At 66.2% G+C, this 18,114-nt stretch carries 14 protein-coding genes; 8 read left to right on the forward strand and 6 right to left on the reverse strand.

From position 1 onward, the window contains the following. Window positions 1-41: 41 nt before the first annotated feature. Window positions 42-1,253 (reverse strand): CaiB/BaiF CoA transferase family protein, encoded by a 1,212-nt coding sequence (locus ACO07K_RS25305; RefSeq protein WP_422032824.1) that lies wholly within the window; start codon window positions 1,251-1,253, stop codon window positions 42-44. A 59-nt stretch (window positions 1,254-1,312) separates the two neighbouring features. Between ACO07K_RS25305 and ACO07K_RS25310 the strand changes: the two genes are divergently transcribed. The 6 genes from ACO07K_RS25310 to ACO07K_RS25335 all read left to right on the forward strand — a co-directional run bounded on the left by ACO07K_RS25310 (window position 1,313) and on the right by ACO07K_RS25335 (window position 8,276). After that, window positions 1,313-2,482 carry a hypothetical protein gene (locus ACO07K_RS25310; RefSeq protein WP_422032826.1) on the forward strand — a complete coding sequence of 390 codons (1,170 nt, stop codon included), beginning with the start codon at window positions 1,313-1,315 and terminating at the stop codon, window positions 2,480-2,482. 226 nt (window positions 2,483-2,708) lie between these two features. Then, a complete protein-coding gene (locus ACO07K_RS25315; RefSeq protein ID WP_422032828.1) occupies window positions 2,709-3,665 on the forward strand; it encodes an ABC transporter permease in 957 nt (318 codons plus the stop codon). Further along, window positions 3,665-4,564, forward strand: a complete 900-nt coding sequence (locus tag ACO07K_RS25320; protein ID WP_422032830.1) for an ABC transporter permease — start codon at window positions 3,665-3,667, stop codon at window positions 4,562-4,564. Before ACO07K_RS25315 ends, ACO07K_RS25320 begins: the two co-directional genes overlap by 1 nt. Window positions 4,565-4,596: 32 nt before the next feature. Beyond that, complete coding sequence (locus ACO07K_RS25325; RefSeq protein ID WP_422032832.1) at window positions 4,597-6,294, forward strand: ABC transporter substrate-binding protein; 1,698 nt, start codon at window positions 4,597-4,599, stop codon at window positions 6,292-6,294. A gap of 10 nt (window positions 6,295-6,304) precedes the next feature. Then, complete coding sequence (locus ACO07K_RS25330) at window positions 6,305-7,288, forward strand: ABC transporter ATP-binding protein (RefSeq protein WP_422032834.1); 984 nt, start codon at window positions 6,305-6,307, stop codon at window positions 7,286-7,288. Then, a complete protein-coding gene (locus ACO07K_RS25335) occupies window positions 7,269-8,276 on the forward strand; it encodes an ABC transporter ATP-binding protein (RefSeq protein WP_422032836.1) in 1,008 nt (335 codons plus the stop codon). Before ACO07K_RS25330 ends, ACO07K_RS25335 begins: the two co-directional genes overlap by 20 nt. Here the strand turns inward: ACO07K_RS25335 and ACO07K_RS25340 are convergent. Genes ACO07K_RS25340 through ACO07K_RS25350 form a run of 3 tightly spaced genes read right to left on the reverse strand, consistent with a single transcriptional unit; the run spans window position 8,271 to window position 11,791 of the window. Further along, window positions 8,271-9,278 (reverse strand): phosphotransferase enzyme family protein, encoded by a 1,008-nt coding sequence (locus ACO07K_RS25340; RefSeq protein ID WP_422032838.1) that lies wholly within the window; start codon window positions 9,276-9,278, stop codon window positions 8,271-8,273. The genes ACO07K_RS25335 and ACO07K_RS25340 overlap by 6 nt on opposite strands. A gap of 7 nt (window positions 9,279-9,285) precedes the next feature. Next, window positions 9,286-10,581, reverse strand: a complete 1,296-nt coding sequence (locus ACO07K_RS25345) for an aspartate aminotransferase family protein (RefSeq protein ID WP_422032840.1) — start codon at window positions 10,579-10,581, stop codon at window positions 9,286-9,288. A gap of 10 nt (window positions 10,582-10,591) precedes the next feature. After that, complete coding sequence (locus ACO07K_RS25350) at window positions 10,592-11,791, reverse strand: acyl-CoA dehydrogenase family protein (protein ID WP_422032842.1); 1,200 nt, start codon at window positions 11,789-11,791, stop codon at window positions 10,592-10,594. Window positions 11,792-12,179: 388 nt separating this feature from the next. Between ACO07K_RS25350 and ACO07K_RS25355 the strand changes: the two genes are divergently transcribed. Together ACO07K_RS25355 and ACO07K_RS25360 are read left to right on the forward strand one after the other, a co-directional pair. Continuing rightward, complete coding sequence (locus ACO07K_RS25355; protein WP_422032844.1) at window positions 12,180-13,715, forward strand: helix-turn-helix domain-containing protein; 1,536 nt, start codon at window positions 12,180-12,182, stop codon at window positions 13,713-13,715. A 250-nt stretch (window positions 13,716-13,965) separates the two neighbouring features. Then, a complete protein-coding gene (locus tag ACO07K_RS25360; RefSeq protein ID WP_422032846.1) occupies window positions 13,966-15,588 on the forward strand; it encodes a YifB family Mg chelatase-like AAA ATPase in 1,623 nt (540 codons plus the stop codon). Between the two features lie 6 nt (window positions 15,589-15,594). Here ACO07K_RS25360 and ACO07K_RS25365 read toward each other — a convergent pair whose 3' ends face one another. Together ACO07K_RS25365 and ACO07K_RS25370 are read right to left on the reverse strand one after the other, a co-directional pair. After that, window positions 15,595-17,187 (reverse strand): FAD-binding oxidoreductase, encoded by a 1,593-nt coding sequence (locus ACO07K_RS25365; protein ID WP_422032848.1) that lies wholly within the window; start codon window positions 17,185-17,187, stop codon window positions 15,595-15,597. Window positions 17,188-17,227: 40 nt separating this feature from the next. Continuing rightward, on the reverse strand, window positions 17,228-18,094 hold the full coding sequence (locus ACO07K_RS25370) for a TauD/TfdA dioxygenase family protein (protein ID WP_298314168.1): 867 nt from the start codon (window positions 18,092-18,094) through the stop codon (window positions 17,228-17,230). Window positions 18,095-18,114: the final 20 nt, after the last annotated feature.

Consider the following 18,114-nt stretch of genomic DNA (forward strand, 5'->3'; position numbering starts at 1 on the left):
GGTCGACCTCTACCTGCGAGCCGAAGCCAGGCCCGAGGCGTTCAGCCCAGGGCGCCGGCGCTGCGCAGCCGGTCCAGACCCTGCTGGTCGTAGCCCAGTTCTCGCAGCACCTCGTCGGTATGGGCGCCGTGCTCCGGCCCGGCGCCGGGTGCCGCCGGTTCGGGCGCAAATGACATGCGGATCGGCGCGGAGATCGCGCGCGGCATGTCGTCCTGCCGAGTCTGCACGACCGTGCCGTTGGCCTCGGCCTGTTCGTCGTCGGGCACGTCGCGCAGGACGCCGAGCAGACCGAAGGTGATCTCGTGGCGGCGCAGGCGCTCCTTCCATTCGGGCCAGGGACGGCCCGCGAACACGCGATCGAGGATTGCCGCCAGGTCGGTGGCGTGGGCACGTCGCTTCTCGGTCGTCTCGAAGCGCGGATCGTCCATCAGGTCGGTGCGTTCGAGCGCCTGGCAGAGTTCGGGCCAGAGCTTGTCCTCGCGCACGATCGTGAGCTGGATCCAGCGGCCGTCGGACGTGCGGTACTGGTTGGCCAGCGCGCTGCGCGGCTTGGTGCGCGGCGGGCGCGGCGCAACATAGGCGCCGAGCAGGGCGCCCTGGGCCAGGATCGCATTCGACCACAGGCCGCTCGCATGCAGCGACGTGCCGACCTCGCTGCCTTCGCCGGCGCGTTCGCGGTGCAGCAGCGCCATGGCGATGGCGGCGAACAGGTTCATGCCGGCCATCTGGTCGCCCTGCGCGGGCAGAGAGAAAGCGGGCGGGCCGCCTTCGTAGGTCAGGGCGTCGAGCAGGCCGGAGCGGGCGAAGAAGGCCGTCGAATCGAAACCCGGCTGGTCGGCATCCGGGCCCTGCTCGCCGTAGCCGGTCAGCGAGGCGTAGATCAGGCGCGGGTTGGCGGGCTTCACGTCGGCGTAACGCATGCGCAGCCGCTCGCGGACCTTCATTGGGAAGTTCACCACCATGACGTCGGCCGTGGCGACCAGACGGTCGAATGCCTCCCGCCCCAGCGGGTTCTTGAGGTCGAGCACGACCGAGCGCTTGTTGCGGTTCGTCATGTGCCAGCAGAAGTTGACCGGATGCTGCGGAATTGAATGGGCCTGGCCGAGCTTGCGCTGCGGGTCGCCCTCGCCGGGCGGTTCGATCTTGATGACTTCGGCGCCGTAGTCGCCCATCACCGTCGTGGCGACGGGAGCGGCGATGAAGCTGGCCAGGTCGAGGACCCTCAGGCCCTGCAACGGCAACGGTCCGCGCATTGAGTTTTTCCTTTCGAACGCCTACACCCAGCCTATCCGGGGAGAAAGCTTTCAGGTCAATGGCCGGCAGGTTTCGCAATTTCTGGCTGGTAGGCGCCTTTCTGCTCGTGATCCTCGCGGTCGGGCTCGTCCTGCAGTCGGCCCTGTGGGCCTGCGCTGCCGCCGCCCTGCTGGGTATCGTGGGCGTCGTGGCGTTGCGCGGCAATCGCTGGCGCAGCGCCGCGCTCCTCGCGACCGCGCTGGCGCTCAGCCTGGTGGCGCTCGACCTCTTCGCCGGGCTGCTCTCGCCGAAGGCCATGAACATGGGCGTCGTGACCCGCACGATTCCCCAATGGTGGCCGCCGCCCGACCCGATCCTGGGTTTCCGGCCCAAGCCCGACAGCGAAGTCATCGCCACGGCGACCTGGGGCTCCGAGTTGGTCTATCGACAGACCTATCATTTCGATTCTGCCGCGGCGCGCGTGACGCCGCCGGCGCCGGATGCCAGCGAAACCTACCTGTTCATCGGTGATTCGTTCATCTTCGGGCAGGGGCTGCGCGACGACGAGACGATGCCGTCACAATTCACGAAGCAGAATGTCCCGGTCGCCCGAAGCGTCAATCTCGGGGTGCCGGGCTACGGGCCCAACCACCTCGTTCGCGCCTTCGAAGCCGGTCTCCTCGATCGCTATACCGAGCGCAAGGTCAAGGCCGTGGTGACATGGATCATCCCGGCGCATCTGCAGCGGGTGACGGGCGACGGCTCCTGGCTCGGTTCCTCGCCGCGTTACGTTCTGGAGAACGGCGTGCTGCGCTACACCGGCTCGTTCAACGAACATCGCTGGCGCGATCCCATCGCCGGTCTCCGCTACCTGCTCGGCCAGCAGTTCGCCTTCATCGACGCGATCGGCCAGCGTCAGCGCCAGGAGGAGCAAATCGAGCTGTTCCTGGCCCTGATGGCGAAGTTGCAGGCCGATGCGCGCGAGAAGTTCGGCGCCCCCCTCGTCATCATCTATTCCTGGCCCGACGAGCAGACGCGGCATCGCTACGGCGATTCCAAGGTGGAGCAACCTCTGCTCGTCGAGACACTCGTGCGACTGCGCAAGCTTGGCGCACCGATGTTCAGTGAGTCGTCGGCGACCTACGGTCAGGACGTCAGGAATCTGATGATCCCGCACGACGGGCATCCCTCGGCCTTCACCTCCGAGTTGATCGCGGCCGCCTTGAAGAAGCTGCTGCAAGGACCCTGAGCGGCGATCCCGAACGGGCGGCGGCTCTGCGCCCGTTTCAATTGACAGTTCACCTGCAAACCCGGCAGCCTGTCGCCAACAGGATCGTCCGCATGAACGGATGACCGAGGAAGCGTCTTTGCGGGAGGATTAACAGGGTGAACCGTTTCACACCCATGCTCTCGCCTGATCGGCCCCTTCCGGCCGTTTCCGCCGGAGCACCCGGCGTTCGCGACGGGAAGGGTTGATGCAGGCCTATATCGTGCGCCGTGTCCTGGCGCTCATTCCGACTCTGTTCTTCGCCAGCCTCATCGTTTTCGTGACGGTGCGCATGATTCCCGGCGACGTCATCGACCTGATGCTGAGTCAAAACGACATCGCGGCCTCCAAGATGGGCCGCGAACAGCTCGAGCAGGCGCTGGGCCTCGATCAGCCGATGTGGATCCAGTATGGACGCTGGGTCGGCGCCATCCTCTTCCATGGCGATTTCGGCCGCTCGCTCTGGCAGAACACACCTGTCGCCGAACAGCTCCTGCAGCGCCTGCCCGTCACCTTCGAACTCGGCCTGATGGCGCTGATCGTGGGCCTGTTCGTCGCCATTCCGATCGGCGTCTACTCGGCGATCCGCCAGGACACGCCCGGCGACTACGTGGCGCGCTCCTTCTCCATCCTGATGCTCGCGGTGCCGAGCTTCTGGCTGGGCACCATGGTGATGGTCTTCCCGTCGATCTGGTGGGGATGGTCGCCGCCCATCCAGTTCGTGCCCTTCTCGAAGGATCCCTGGGGCAACCTCAGCCAGATGATCATCCCGTCGATCATCCTGGGCTGCGCCCTCTCGGCCATCACCATGCGCCTCACGCGCACCATGATGCTCGAGGTACTGCGCCAGGACTTCATCCGCACCGCCTGGGCCAAGGGGTTGGGCGAGAGGCTGGTGGTGGCGCGGCATGCGCTGCGCAACGCGCTGATCCCGGTGGTGACCCTGATCGGCCTGCAGGCCCCGCTGCTGATCGGCGGCGCCGTCATCATGGAGCAGATCTTCGTCATTCCCGGCATGGGCCTGCTGCTGCTCGATGCGGTCAGCCAGCGCGACTACCCCATCATCACCGGCGTGTTCCTGATCGTGGGCGTCGCGGTGATGTTCATCAACCTGATCGTCGACCTGAGCTACGGCCTGCTCGATCCCAAGGTGAGGTACCGCTGATGGCCTCGGTCGCCGACACCACGGCCGTCGTCCCGCCGCGCCGCAAGCGCGGCCCGGTGCTGCATTTCCTCGGCCGGCTGTTCCGGGAGAAGCCGCTGGGTGCCGCCGGGGCAGTCGTGTTCGTGCTGTTCCTGTTCTGCGGGATCTTCGCCGACGTGCTGGCGCCCTACGGCATGAACCAGATCGCGCCGCTCAACCGGCTGAAGCCGCCCTCCTGGGCGTTTCCCTTCGGCACCGACAATCTCGGCCGCGACATGCTCTCGCGCTGCCTCTACGGCGCCCAGCTCTCGGTCATCATCGGCTTCTGCGCCGCGGGGATCGCCACGATCATCTCGGTCTTCCTCGGCATCATCTCGGGCTATCTCGGCGGCAAGTTCGACCTCGTGCTGCAGCGCTTCGTCGATGCCTGGATGAGCTTCCCCGACCTCATCATCCTGATCGTGGTCGTCTCGGTCGTCGGGCCCGGCATGCCGCAGATCATCGTGACGCTGGGCCTGCTGCTGGGCATCGCCGGTTCGCGCATCATCCGCGGCGCCGTCGTGTCGGTGCGCGAGAACATGTACGTCCATGCCGCGCAATCGACCGGTGCGTCGACCTTCCGCATCCTGTGGCGCCACATCCTGCCCAACGTCATGGCGCCGGTGATCGTGCTGTTCACCACCCGTGTCGGCACGGTGATCCTGGCCGAATCGGGCCTGTCGTTCCTCGGCCTCGGTGTGCCGCCGCCGGCGCCGACCTGGGGCGGCCTGCTGTCGGGCAGCGGACGCACCTTCATGCTGCAGGGGCCGTGGCTCGCGCTGGCCCCGGGCCTCTGCCTCACCATCGTGGTCTACGCCACCAACATGTTCGGCGACGCCCTGCGCGATCTTCTGGATCCGCGAATGAGGGGCTCACGCTGACGAAACCAACGAAAAGAAACGCGGAGGAAACGATGACGATGAAGAAGTGGGCCAGGGGGCTCCTGTCCGGCGCGCTGGGACTGGCACTCGCCGGAACGGCGCAGGCGCAACAGGAGAAGCCGAAATATGGCGGCACGCTCGAAGTCGGCACGGTCTATGTGACGCTGTCGGCCCTGTCGTTCGATCCGGCCGACTGGAACTGGAAGCTGAACCACGATACCGGGCAGTTCTACGAGCAGCTCTTCGCCGCCGACCTGTCCCAGAGCAAGCGCAACGGCGGCAAGTATCCCTTCTATGCCGATGCCTGGCTGCCCTCCGATGCGATCCGCGGCGAACTCGCCGAGAAGTGGGTGTGGAGCGACAATCCGCTCAGGCTCACGATCGACCTGCGCAAGGGCGTGATGTTCCCCGAGAAGCCGGGCGTCATGAAGGAGCGCGAGCTGACCGCCGAGGACGTCGTCTTCGCCTTCAATCGCCTGGTCAACAGCCCCAAGAAGATCGCGGGCTATTTCGACCATGTCGAGAAGGTCGAGGCGACCGGCAAGTACACGGTCGTCTTCACCTTCAAGTACTTCAACGCCGAGTGGGATTATCGCTTCGGCTGGGGCTACTACTCGACCATCACGCCGAAGGAAGTGGCCGATGCCGGCGCCACCAACTGGAAGAACGTGAACGGCACCGGTCCGTTCATGCTGAGCGACTTCGTCCAGGGCAGCTCCAACACCTACTCCAAGAACCCGATCTACTGGGACAAGGAGAAGATCGACGGCGTCGAGTACAAGCTGCCGTTCCTCGACAAGGTCGTCTATCGCACCATCAAGGACGAGGCGACCTACCTGACGGCGCTGCGCACGGCCAAGCTCGACCTCCTGGAGAACATCCGCTGGAGCGCCGCCGACGACCTGAAGAAGACGACGCCGCAGCTCAAATGGTCGCGCTGGCTGGGCATGAGCGGCCAGTTCCTGGCGATGCGGGTCGACACCAAGCCGTTCGACGATATCCGCGTGCGCCGGGCGCTCAACATGGCGGTCAACAAACAGGAGATCGTGAAGGCCTATTACGGCGGCAACGCCGAACTCTTCGCCTATCCGCAGCATCCTGACTATCTCGGCTATTTCGAGCCGCTGGAGGCGATGCCGGACTCGGTGAAGGAGCTGTACGCCTTCAATCCCGACAAGGCGAAGAAGCTGCTCGCCGAGGCGGGCTATCCCAAGGGCTTCAGCTTCAAGGTCCAGGTCTGCTCCTGCAATCCCGACCACATGGACCTGCTGCCGCTGGTCGCCGCCTACCTCGAGGCGGTGGGCGTCAAGCTCGAGATCCAGCCGATGGAATATGCGGCCTTCCTCTCGGCCATGACGACCAAGACCAACGCCCCCGGCTACTTCATGAACAACGGCCACACCAACCCGACGACGACGATCCGCAAGAGCTTCGTCACCAAGGAGGTGTGGAACCCGTCGCAGTATTCCGACCCCGCCTTCGACAAGAAGGTGGCCGAGATGTACCTCGAGCGGGACGAGGCCAAGCGCCAGGTCATGATCAAGGCGCTGACGCGCGAGATCCTCGAGAAGACGCCGTACATCTGGCTGCCGACGCCCTACATCTATACGGCGTGGTGGCCGTGGGTGAAGGGCTACAACGGCGAGCTGCGCGCCGGCGCGGTGCGTCCCGGCCCGATCTACGCCCGCATGTGGGTCGACCAGGACCTCAAGAAGAAGATGGGCAAGTGACCCTCAGCCCATGACCGCTCCGCTTCTCAGCGTCCGCAACCTGTCGACCCGCTTCCGCACCGAGCGCGGCACGGTGCGGGCGGTCGACGGCGTGTCGTTCGACGTGGCCGCCGGCGAGACGCTGGCGATCGTCGGGGAATCGGGCTCGGGCAAGAGCGTGACCGCGCTCTCGATCCTGCGCCTGATTCCCGATCCACCGGGCAAGATCGAGGAGGGCGAGATCCTCTTCGAGGGCCGCGACCTGCTGAAGCTCGACGATGCCGGCATCCGCGCGATCCGCGGCGACCGCATCGCCATGATCTTCCAGGAGCCGATGAGCTCGCTCAATCCGGCGCTGACGGTCGGCCTGCAGGTCGGCGAGCCGATCAACCTGCATCGCAAGACGGTGTGGGCCAAGGCGCTCGACAAGGCCGCCGAGCTTCTCGGCAAGGTGCGCATCCCTGACGGGCGCAGCCGGCTGTCGTCCTATCCGCACCAGTATTCCGGTGGCATGCGCCAGCGGGTCATGATCGCCATGGCGCTGGCCTGCCAGCCGCAGCTCATCATCGCCGACGAGCCGACGACGGCGCTCGACGTCACGGTGCAGGCGCAGATCCTGGCGCTGCTCAAGGAACTGACGCGCGAGGCCAACTCGGCGATGATCCTGATCACCCACGATCTCGGCGTCGTGGCGCGCTACGCCGACCGGGTCGTGGTGATGTATGGCGGCCGCATCGTCGAGACCGCGCCGGCGCGCCTTCTCTACAAGACGCCGCGCCATCCCTATACGCGCGGCCTCATGGCCTCGGTGCCGCGCCTCGACGGCGACACCGACCGGCCGCTGGTCCCGATCGAGGGCCAGCCGCCCGATCTTGCCACCCTGCCGCCGGGCTGCGCCTTCGCGCCGCGCTGCAAGGAGGCGACCGATCGCTGCCGAGCCGAGCGGCCGCCGCTGGTCGAGAGCGCCCCCAACCACTTCTCAGCGTGCTTCTTCCATGACCGCCTCGCCGCCTAAACCGGCCCCCAGCGACATCGTCCTGAAGGTCGAAGACCTCAAGATTCACTTCCCGATCACGGCGGGCGCGATCCTGCGCAAGCAGGTCGGCACGGTGAAGGCCGTCGACGGCGTGAGCTTCAGCGTGGCGCGCGGCGAGACGCTGGGGCTGGTGGGCGAATCGGGCTGCGGCAAGTCCACGACCGGGCTGGCCATCCTGCGCATGCTCGACGTCACCGACGGCAGGATCGAGTTCGAGGGCGAGGACATCACGCGCCACGACCGCAAGCGCATGCGGCCGATCCGCCGCCGCATGCAGATGGTCTACCAGGACCCCTATGGCTCGCTGAACCCGCGCATGAAGGTGGCGGACATCGTGGGCGAGCCGCTGGTCGTCCACGGCATGGCGTCCGACCAGGACAAGTATCGCGCGCGCGTCGCCGATCTCCTGCGCATGGTCGGCCTGCTGCCCGACATGGCCGAGCGCTATCCGCACGAATTCTCCGGCGGCCAGCGCCAGCGCATCGGCATTGCCCGCGCGCTCGCCCTCGAGCCGACGTTATTGATTTGCGATGAGCCGGTCTCGGCACTCGACGTGTCGATCCAGGCGCAGGTCGTGAACCTGTTCATGGAGCTGCAGGAGCGACTAGGCCTCACCTACATCTTCATCGCCCACGATCTCAGCGTCGTGCGCCACATCAGCGACCGTATCGCGGTGATGTATCTCGGCCGGATCGCCGAGATCGCCACCCGGGTCCAGCTCTACAAGGATCCGCTGCATCCCTATACGCAGGCGCTGCTGGCTGCCGTGCCGATCGCCGATCCGGAGCTGGAAGCGGCCCGCGGCGCCGACATCATCGCCGGCGAAATCCCCAGCGCCATGCGCCCGCCGCCCGGCTGCCGCTTCCACACGCGTTGTCCCAAGGCGATGGACGTCTGCAAGGCGGTCGATCCGCCGCTGAAAGAGATGGACGACGGAAGAGCCGTCGCCTGCCATCTGCATTCATAGCTGGGAGCGCTGCAGCGCCGCACATTGTTCGAGGACCCAGGCCTTCCGTTCCTCGAACACCGACGACGGGCGGTTGAGCTCGGGGCGCTGGTGGAACCAGCCGATGGTCGCCATCCAGCGGATCAGCCGGAACTGCGGGATCAGGCTCAGCGCTTCGTCGGGGACGGGGCGGGTGGCGCGGTAGCCGGCAAGGAAGGCGCGCTCGATCTCGGCGGCATTGGGCTTGGTCTGCCAGTGCGTGAGTGCGGTGGCGATGTCGTACTGATGCCAGCCATAACCTGCATCGTCGAAGTCGATGACCGTGAGCCGGTCGCCGTCGACGACGATGTTGCCCGGGTGCATGTCGGCGTGGATCAGGCTGTAAGCGGACGAGGCCTGGCTCAGGCGGCTCAGCAGGTCGTGCATATGCTGGCGGACATCGAGGAGAAGGCGCCGCTCGGCGGCCGAGAGCGAGCGATGCTCCCAGAATTCGCCCCAGTGAGGCGCCATCCCCATCAGCCCGTCGCTGTCGAGCGCGTGGCGCTTGAACCCCGATGGCGGCCGCCAGGCGCTGGCCTGCATGTGCATCGCGGCGGTGATGGCGCCGAGCTGCTTGAAGGACTCCTCGACGAGCGTCTGGTCGGCGGTCTCCGCCAGCACGTCGGAGAGTAGGCGGCCTTCCGTCCAGCTCGCCAGGCCGGCGAAGCGCCGCTCGCCGGTGGCGGGGATCGTCACCGGCACATAGTCCTGTCCGTCGCGCGTCATCACGGCGTCGGGGACGTCGATGCCGGCCTCGGCGAGCGCCCGGATCCAGGCCCGTTCGGAAACCAGCTCGTCGAGCGTGTGATAGCCGGGCCGGTGCAGGCGAAAAACGTAAGGCCTGCCGTCGCGGCCGTCGGTCACCCGAAACGTCACGTTCTCGGAGAGCGACACCAGGGTCAGGTCCTGCGCGTCGATCGGAAAGGCCTTCAGGGCGGCGTGGGCGGCCGGCGTGAATGTCCGCTCGACGGTCTCGTTGTCCATCGAGGCCTCAGCCGTCGACTTCCGCCATCGTGGCATCGAAGGCGACGATGAATTCTTCCGCGTGCCCCTGCGTGAAGACCAGCGGCGGGCGGATCTTCACGACGTTCCTGTAGGCGCCGGCATTGCTCGTGAGGAAGCCGCGATCCTTCAGGCGGTTGATGATGTCGACCGCCTTGTCCATGTCGGGCTCGCGCGCGGCGTCGGTCTTGGCGATCTCGACGCCGATGAACAGCCCGTGACCGCGCACGTCGGCGATCGACGCGAAGCGGCCCTTGCGCTCCGCCAGCGCCGCTTTCAGGAACGCGCCGACGCTGGCGACGTTCGCGGCGAGCCCCTCGCGCTCGATGACATCGATCACCGCCATGCCGACCGCCGCCTGCAGCGGGCTCGAGGCGAAGGTGTTGAAGTAGCGCGTGGCGGCCCGGAAGGTCTCGACCAGCTTGCGGCTCGCGGCGGTGGCGGCCAGCGGCAGGCCGTTGCCCATCGGCTTGCCGGTGACGACGATGTCGGGCGTGAAGCCCAGCACGTCGTAGCCCCACCAGACGCCGCTGCGGCAATAGCCGGCCTGGACCTCGTCGGCGATCACCAGGCCGCCCGCCGCGTGCACGATCTCGGTGGCGCGCGCCATGAAGCCGCGCGGCACGTCGGGCAGGCCCTCGTTGGCGAAGATCGAGCAGACGATCAGGCCCGCAAAGCCCGTTCCGTCCTCCTCGAAACTGCGGATGACCTGCCGCAGCCGGTCGAGATAGGCCTCGCAGAGTTCGTCCTCGCCGGCGCCGGGCACCAGCGGGCGCAGCATCTCGGGGAAGGGGATCGCGCGCACGTCGCCGGCGGTGTTCTGGCCGCTGCCGATGCGCGTCATCTTGCCGACCGCCTCGCTGTTGCCGTGATAGGTGGCGTTGGTGCAGACGATGCCCGCCTTGCCGGTGGCCATGCGCGCCATGCGCAGCGCCACCTCGTTGGCCTCGGTGCCGGAGCAACTGAAGATCACGCTCTCGATCTCGGGCCCGTGCAGCGCCGCGAGCCGCTCGGCGAAGGTCACGATGCCTTCGTGCAGGTAGCGGCTGTGGACGTTGAGCGTCGACTGCTGGCGCGCCATTGCCTCGGCGACGTGGGGATTGGCGTGACCGACGCACGGCACGTTGTTGTACATGTCGACGTAGCGCCGGCCCTCGGGGTCGAACAGCTCGACACCCTGGCCCCGCACGATGTGCAGGGGCGTGCTGTAGAAGAGGGGCGAGCCGGCGCCGAAAGCGCGGTCGCGACGTGCTGCGAGTGAGTCAGCCGGTGCCGTCGCGTTCATGGTCTCCGTCCTACATCTTCCCCGAAACGATGCGTGCGCCCAGGGCCCAGCGATGGACCTCGGACGGGCCATCGTAGATTCGGAAGGCGCGGGAGTCGCGGAAGAAGCGCTCGACCACGGTGTCGCGGGTGATGCCGAGGCCGCCCAGGATCTGCATGCAGCGGTCGGCGACGCGGAAATAGGCCTCCGAGCAGATCACCTTGGACATCGAGCTTTCGTTCGAGGCGCGCTCGCCCTGGTCGAGCAGCCAGGCGGTGTGCCAGATCGACAGCCGCGCCTGGTTCATGTCCATCAGATTGTCGGCCAGCATGAACGACACGCCCTGATGCTCGCCCAGCGTCTTGCCGAACGCGACGCGGTGGCGCGCATAGTCGGTGGCGATGTCCTGGGCGCGCACCGCCGCGCCCAGCCAGCGCATGCAGTGGCTGAGGCGGGCCGGCGCGAGCCGGACCTGGGCGTAGCGGAAGCCCTTGCCGATCTCGCCCAGCACGGCGTCGGCCGGCAGGCGCAGGTTCTTGATCTCGATCACGCCGTGGCCGCCGGTGAAGCTCGAATCCATCGTGTCGAGCGTGCGCTCGAGACGGATGGCGGGATCGGGCAGGTCGGCCAGGAACATGGTGGCGTGGCCGTCCATCGGCCCGCCCTCGTTCTTGGCCATGATGATGGCGCAGCCCGCACCCTCGGCGCCGGTGATCAGCCACTTGCGGCCGTTGATCACCCACTCGTTGCCTTCAAGGCGCGCGGTGGTCGTCATCAGGCTGGGGTCGGAGCCGGCGCCGCCAGGCTCGGTCATGCAGAAGATCGAGCGGATCTGGCCCGTCGCCATGCGCTTCAGGAAGTGCTCGCGCTGGTCGGGCCGGGCCACGACGTCGAGCAGGTGGATGTTGCCCTCGTCGGGCGAGGCGCAGTGGATCGCCGTCGGCCCCAGGATCGAATAGCCCGCCGCCTCGAAGACATGGGCGCGGCCGACCTGGCTCAGCGCCTGGCCGCCATATTCCTTCGGCACCTGCGGCGCGAACACGCCGGCGGCCTTCGCCAGCGCGTTCATCTCGATCCGCAGCTCGTCGGTCGGCCCGTGCGCCGTCCAGCGCGGATCGGTCTCGTAGGGAATGATCTTGTCTTTGACGAAGTCCTTCACCTTGGCGGCGAGATCGGTGATCGCCGCCGGCGGCGTGAAATTGAGGTCGTCGATCTTCTGCTTGGCCGTCACGAAACTCTCCCGCGTTGCGGGCGGGAACCTAGCACGGGTGCGGGGCCGGATGGAGACCAGAGCCTCGCAAGGCAATATGAAACTATGTATGCCCTCCGCGCCGAGAGGGATTCTTTGGGACACATCTCAAGGCATCGTGCGATCTTTGATGCTCTTCTCGACCAAGAAGTCGACTGTGGCCCTAGGTAAATCCTCAAGGGTTTCGTCGTATGCCGTTCCGTGCCGCCGTTGCTCTTCTCCGCCTCCATCATCGCCTCACATGACGCGGGGCAAAAGAACTATCGCCGTGCAGTGGAAAGGGGCCCGGACTGGCGCGGGCGGACAAGTATCATTAGCCTAGTGGGCCACACCGATTGCAACCACTGTACGAACCAGCGGCGGCCCACAAATGCCCAAGAAGACAATAAACGACGAGGAGATCGCTCTCATAAAAGCGATGTTGGCGAATAAAATTAAGAACAAGGATATTCAGTTCTTTTTCAACCGGCCAGACCGTCCCGTGAATTCCGGCCGCATTTCCCAGATACGCAAGGATAGCTACGCCAACTCCAAGCAAATAATTCGTGCGACGGACGATGAGCTTTCCAACTTCATTGCCACTCATTCAGGGAACGGTGGCGCTATCGTTGTGCCCACGTCGGACGCCGCAGCATCCAAAGGCCCATTGTCTCCGGAAGCGCTGATCGGTCTCTTCGAAGAGACCGGTGTAGGGCTCAACTGGCGACTGCGCGTTGGAGAAACTGATCAGCATGAATGTAAGTCCTCCTTTGGTATCAAACACGCGCATCACTGGTTAAAACCCATGGCCGGTTTGGCAAATAACCGTGGGGGCTACATTCTCTTCGGTGTTCATGACAAAGGGAAAGTTGATCAGTCTGGCTTCGACCTAAGCCATGTGGTGTGCGGCATCGGTGATGAGTTTGCAAAGACTGATCCCGCCACTATCGCAAACCGGGTTAGAGCCACATTTGACCCCACTCCAAGATTTGAAGTGATCACCATTGCCGTTGGTGGCTTAACCGTAGGCATTATGCATGTGGAACAGCACCCTAGCCGACCGGTAATCGCTCTTCGAACAGAGCAAGATGTTCGCGAAGGGGAAATCTACTACCGATATCCAGGTGTCACGACGCGCATCAAGTACAGCGATTTCCGATCAATGCTTGACGAACGGGACGCACGATCTCGGGCCGCTATGGTTCCCATGATTGAACATTTGCTCGCCTTGGGTCCCTCGCGGGCGATGGTTGCGGACCTTGAAGCCGGCGCGCTCATGGATGGAAAAGTCGCTATCCATATTGATGATGCATTGGTGAAGCGCCTAACATTTATCAAGGAAGGCGAGTTTTCAGAAAGGGACGGCGCGCCGGCACTTCGCTTGTTAGGCAACGTGACCACCACCACTACGGCCGCCCATATCCTAAGGAAGGGCGTTGTCACGAGGGCCGATCTAGTCGGCGACTTTCTGAGCCAAAATGTCTCGATTGACCCGAAAGAAAGTATCCGCTTTGCCATTGAAGCGAGCCAAGGAGTTTGGGTCCCTCTCCGCTACTTCGCCAAGCAGGCGGGCATGACACGCGCTCAACTGATGGGCTTTGTTAGCTCGGCAAACGCTCCGTCTCCTCGCAAGCAATTATTTGTGGCGCGGCTTAAGCAAAAGGATGCGGCTTACAAGAAGGCAGGAGGCGCGGCAGCGGGAGTGCTCGACGCTTTCGAGAAGGGCAATGAAATCTCAGCGCCAAGATCGAGCAAGGAGGCGGGGGTAATTGCTAGCGCCATTATCGGACTGGACAAGAATTCGACGGTTCCGTTGGCGGTGCTGCTTCGAATTCTTGGCGAGTTGGTCAAAGTGGCGGTCGGCGGTCCGGCTAGTACCGTGCGGCGCGCCCTCTGCCGCGTCGACGAGCTATTCTTCGAACTCTGAGTGCGGCAGGTGAGTGATCATGATGGAAGACTGACGCGAGCGGCACCCGATCATGATTAACCTCAAGCGGCCCCTCTTCGGATCGAGAACGAGCGCTGCTACCAGTGCATGGATTGATCAATTTGTTTCTTGCTTGAGCAGGCTGGCGTGTTGCCGGCGAGGGCGCCGCAGAGCAGTATGCAACCGTTGCGTGCTTTACTAATACACTGTGCGTTCTTTAATTGTTCCCGGCGCAGAACGGGAGCAGGGCATGCAGGCGACGGTTCGGACGGTGGCGTTCCAGGGCATCGATGTCCTGCCGGTGGACGTTCAGGTGCTGGTGGCGCCGGGGACCATCGCCTTCGCGGTTGTCGGGCTGGCGGACAAAGCGGTGGGCGAAAGCCGCGAGCGGGTGCGGGCCTGCTTCCGGGCGCTGGGGCTGGCCCTGCCGCCGCAGCGCATCACGGTGAACCTGTCGCCGGCCGACCTTGCCAAGGAAGGCAGTCACTACGACCTGCCGATCGCGCTGGGGCTTTTGGCGGCGCTGGGCGTGCTGCCGCGCGAGAGCGTCGAGGGCTTCGTGGTGCTGGGCGAACTGGCGCTCGACGGCTCACTCTGCCGCGTGCCGGGCGTCCTGCCGGCGGCCATTGCCGCCCAGGCCTCGGGGCGCGGCGTGATCTGCCCTTCGGTGTGCGGCGGCGAGGCCGCTTGGGGCGGCTTCGACTCGCTTCCGGACACGGAACGCCCGCCGATCATCGCCGCGCCTTCGCTGCTCTCCCTGATCAACCATCTGCGCGGTCAGCAGACCCTGCCGGCGCCCGAGGCGCTGATGGCCGACGACCGCGCGACCTATCCGGACCTCTCGGAGATCAAGGGGCAGGAGAGCGCCAAGCGGGTGCTCGAGATCGCGGCCGCCGGCGGACATAATCTGCTGATGATCGGGCCGCCGGGCTCGGGCAAGTCGATGCTGGCGGCGCGCCTGCCCGGCCTGCTGCCGCCGCTCGATGCCGAGGAGGCGCTGGAAGCCTCGATGGTGCGCTCGCTGGCCGGCGACCTGGGCGAGGGGCGATTGAGCCGCCGCCGCACCTTCCGCGACCCGCACCATTCTGCGACCCTGCAGGCGCTGGTCGGCGGCGGCGCGCGGCCCAAGCCCGGCGAGGTCTCGCTCGCCCACCATGGCGTGCTGTTCCTCGACGAGCTGCCCGAGTTCAACCGCGCGACCCTCGAAGCCCTGCGCCAGCCGTTGGAGAGCGGCCGGGTGACGGTGGCGCGCGCCAACGCCCACGTCACCTATCCGGCGCGCTTCCAGCTCGTGGCCGCGATGAACCCCTGCCGCTGCGGCCATCTGATGGATCCGAATCGCGCCTGCGCCCGCGGCCCACGCTGCGGCGCCGACTACCAGGCCAAGCTCTCGGGCCCGCTGCTCGATCGCATCGACCTCACCATCGAGGTGCCCGCCGTCGCCGCCGCTGATCTCGCGCTGCCGCCACCGGCCGAAAGCTCGGCCGACATCGCCGCCCGCGTCGCCGCCGCGCGCACCGTCCAGCGCGAGCGGCTCGCCGAACTCGACGCCAAGGGCAAGCTGACCGCCGTCGAAGCCGATCCGGCCGCCGGTCTTCTTGCAGACCGGGCGCGCAACTGGTCCAAGCCGCGCTGCAACGCCGACACCGACGGCGCCCTGCTGGCCGCCATCGCAGAGCCCGACGCCGAGGGCCGCGCCCTGCTCGCCCGCGCCGCCGAGCGCCTCGGCCTCTCCGCCCGCGCCTGGCACCGCACGCTCAGGGTCGCGCGCACCTTGGCGGACCTCGACGGGTCCGACGCCGTGCGCCGCCTCCACATCGCCGAAGCGCTGAGTTATCGCCGGCCGCAGACGCGCTCGATGCTCGCCGCGTGACCCGCTTCAAGGATCGATCAAGACGCCCGGGTTCATCATCCCCTTGGGATCCAGCTCGCGCTTGGCGCCGCGTAGCGCCCGCGCGAACAGTTCGGGCCGCTGCCGGTCGTAGAACGGCCGATGGAAGCGGCCCACCGCATGGTGGTGCGTGGTCGTGCCGCCATGCTCCACCGTCGCGGCGGTGCAGGTCGACAGGACCTCCATGAACTGCGCCAGCGCATCTTTCTTCGGGTCGAACAGGCCGCCGAAGGTGAAATAGAGACACGGCCCGTCGGGATAGACGTGGGTGAAGCGGCAGGTGACGGTGCCGTCGCGGCCCGTCACCGCCTTGATCGTGTCCCGGGCGATCTTCGTGATCTTCGCGTGGAAGTCGCGTGTGCGCTCCCAGGTCATCGAGGTCTCGAAGGTCGAGGACAGGATGCCGCGCGCCACCGCATGTTCGCCATAGTGCGGCGCGCGGATGAACTTGTTGCGCCAGGCGCCGGCGGCGCCGAAACGGTGGGCATTCTCGTCGTCGTCGCTCCGGTCGGCGACGCCTCCGTGGGCGGCACAGATCTCCAGGGCGCGCTTCATCCAGGCATCGAGCGGATGGTCGGGCGATTCGAAGGCCAGCACCAGCACCGCCTCTTCGTTGCTCCACGGGATGCCGGGCAGCGCCTCGCGCGCCTCGAGCAGGCGGCAGTTGGCGGGATAGAGGCCGGCCTGCGTAATGTCGCGCACCGCGTCGGCGCCGGTATAGAAGTCGCGGAAGCGCACGCTGGCGGAGGCGCGGAAGGTCGGCTTCTTGCGCAGGCGCACCCAGGCCTCGGTGATGATGCCCAAAATGCCCTCGGAGCCGATGAACATCCGGTCGGGGCTCGGGCCGGCGCCGGAACCCGGCAGGCGGCGCGTCTCCAGCGTGCCTTCCGGCGTCACGACCCGGGTGCTCTCCACGAAATCGTCGATATGGGTGTAGAGCGTGGCGTAGTGGCCGCCCGAGCGCGTGGCAATCCAGCCGCCCAGCGTCGAGCAGCGATAGGCCTGCATGTAGTGGCGCATGGTGAAGGGCGTGTCGCGCAGCGCATCCTCGATCGCCGGCCCGTAGATGCCGCCCTGGATGCGCGCAGCCTGGCTCACCGCATCGACCTCCAGCACCCTGTCCATGTGACGCGTCGAGATGGTCACGACCTTGTCGAAGGCAGCCGAGGGTTCGATTCCCTTCACGACTGAGGAGCCGCCGCCATAGGGGATCGCCTTGGCGCCGATGCGGTCGCACCAGTCGAGGACCTTGACGATGTCCTCTTCGGTTTCGGGGAAGGCCACCGCGTCGGGCGGGTTGGGCACGGAGCGCATGAACATGCGCAGCGTGTCGAAGCCCGCCTTGCCGTAGCTGTGCTCGAGCCGCGTCAGGTGATCGGTGCGCACCATCGCCTGCAGCGCCGACGGCACCTCGACGCGGCTCGCGCGCAACGTGATCTCGTCGGCCTTGGGCGGCGCTTTCACGTCGAAGCCGGAGAGCCCGTAACGCTGGGCGATCTCGGCCTCCCACGGCCGGATCTCATCTTGGGTCAGGTCCTCGTCGGCGTAACCCCAGGCATAGAACTTCTTCTGCCGCCGCATGTTTCCTCCGACCGATTTTTCATTAGTCGTCTCTTGCTTCTCAGGCGGCGAAGGCGATCGGCTTCGTCGTCCCCTTGATCTGCGTGCGATGCATGATGCGACGGGCCGCTTTGTCGAACGGATCGCGGCGATGCATGGTCGAGCGATTGTCCCACATCACGAGGTCGCCCACCTTCCAGACATGCTGGTAGACGAAGCGCGGCTGCGTGACATGCGCCCACAGCTCTTCCAGCACCGCGTCGGACTGCTCTTTCGTGTAGCCCTCGACATAGGAATTGCGCCGGCGTCCGAGATAGAGCGTGGGGCGGCCGTTGACCGGGTGGCGCAGGATCGCCGGATGCCAGGCGCCGGGCGCGACCATCGGATCGTCGGTCGGCGTTACACCCTTCCTCAGGTAGCCGCCGGAATTGTAGGTGCCATCGTGCTTCACCCTCCGGCCCTCGATCTTCGCGCGCAGGCTCGCGGGCAGGGCGTCGCAGGCCGCCTGCATGCTGGTGAACCAGGTGTTGCCGCCGGTCGGCGGAATCTCCAGCGAGTAGAGCATCGACGCATCGGGCGGCACGTCGAGATAGCTCATGTCGGTGTGCCAGACCGCCTCGCCGTCGCCCAGCGCGCCGATCGGGTCGCCGTTGGGGTCGAGCACGTTCGACACGACATAGATGTCGGGATAGCCCGGCGGGCTGATGCGGCCACGCTCCTGGTTGGGTGGCGGGTCGAGTTCGCCGAAGCGGCGGCTGAAGGCCAGCAGATGATCGTCGCTGAGCTGCTGGCCGCGCAGCAGGATCATCGAATGCGCGTACCAGGCGCGCTCGATGGCGGCGAAGTCCTCGTCGCTGAAGGCGCGCAGATCGACGCCGAGAATTTCCGCCCCGACCGACTCGGTCACCGGCCGCACTGTCACGTTCATTTCAAATCGCCTCCGTGTCT

The organism is Reyranella sp. (assembly GCF_965228225.1).
Lineage (GTDB): Bacteria > Pseudomonadota > Alphaproteobacteria > Reyranellales > Reyranellaceae > Reyranella.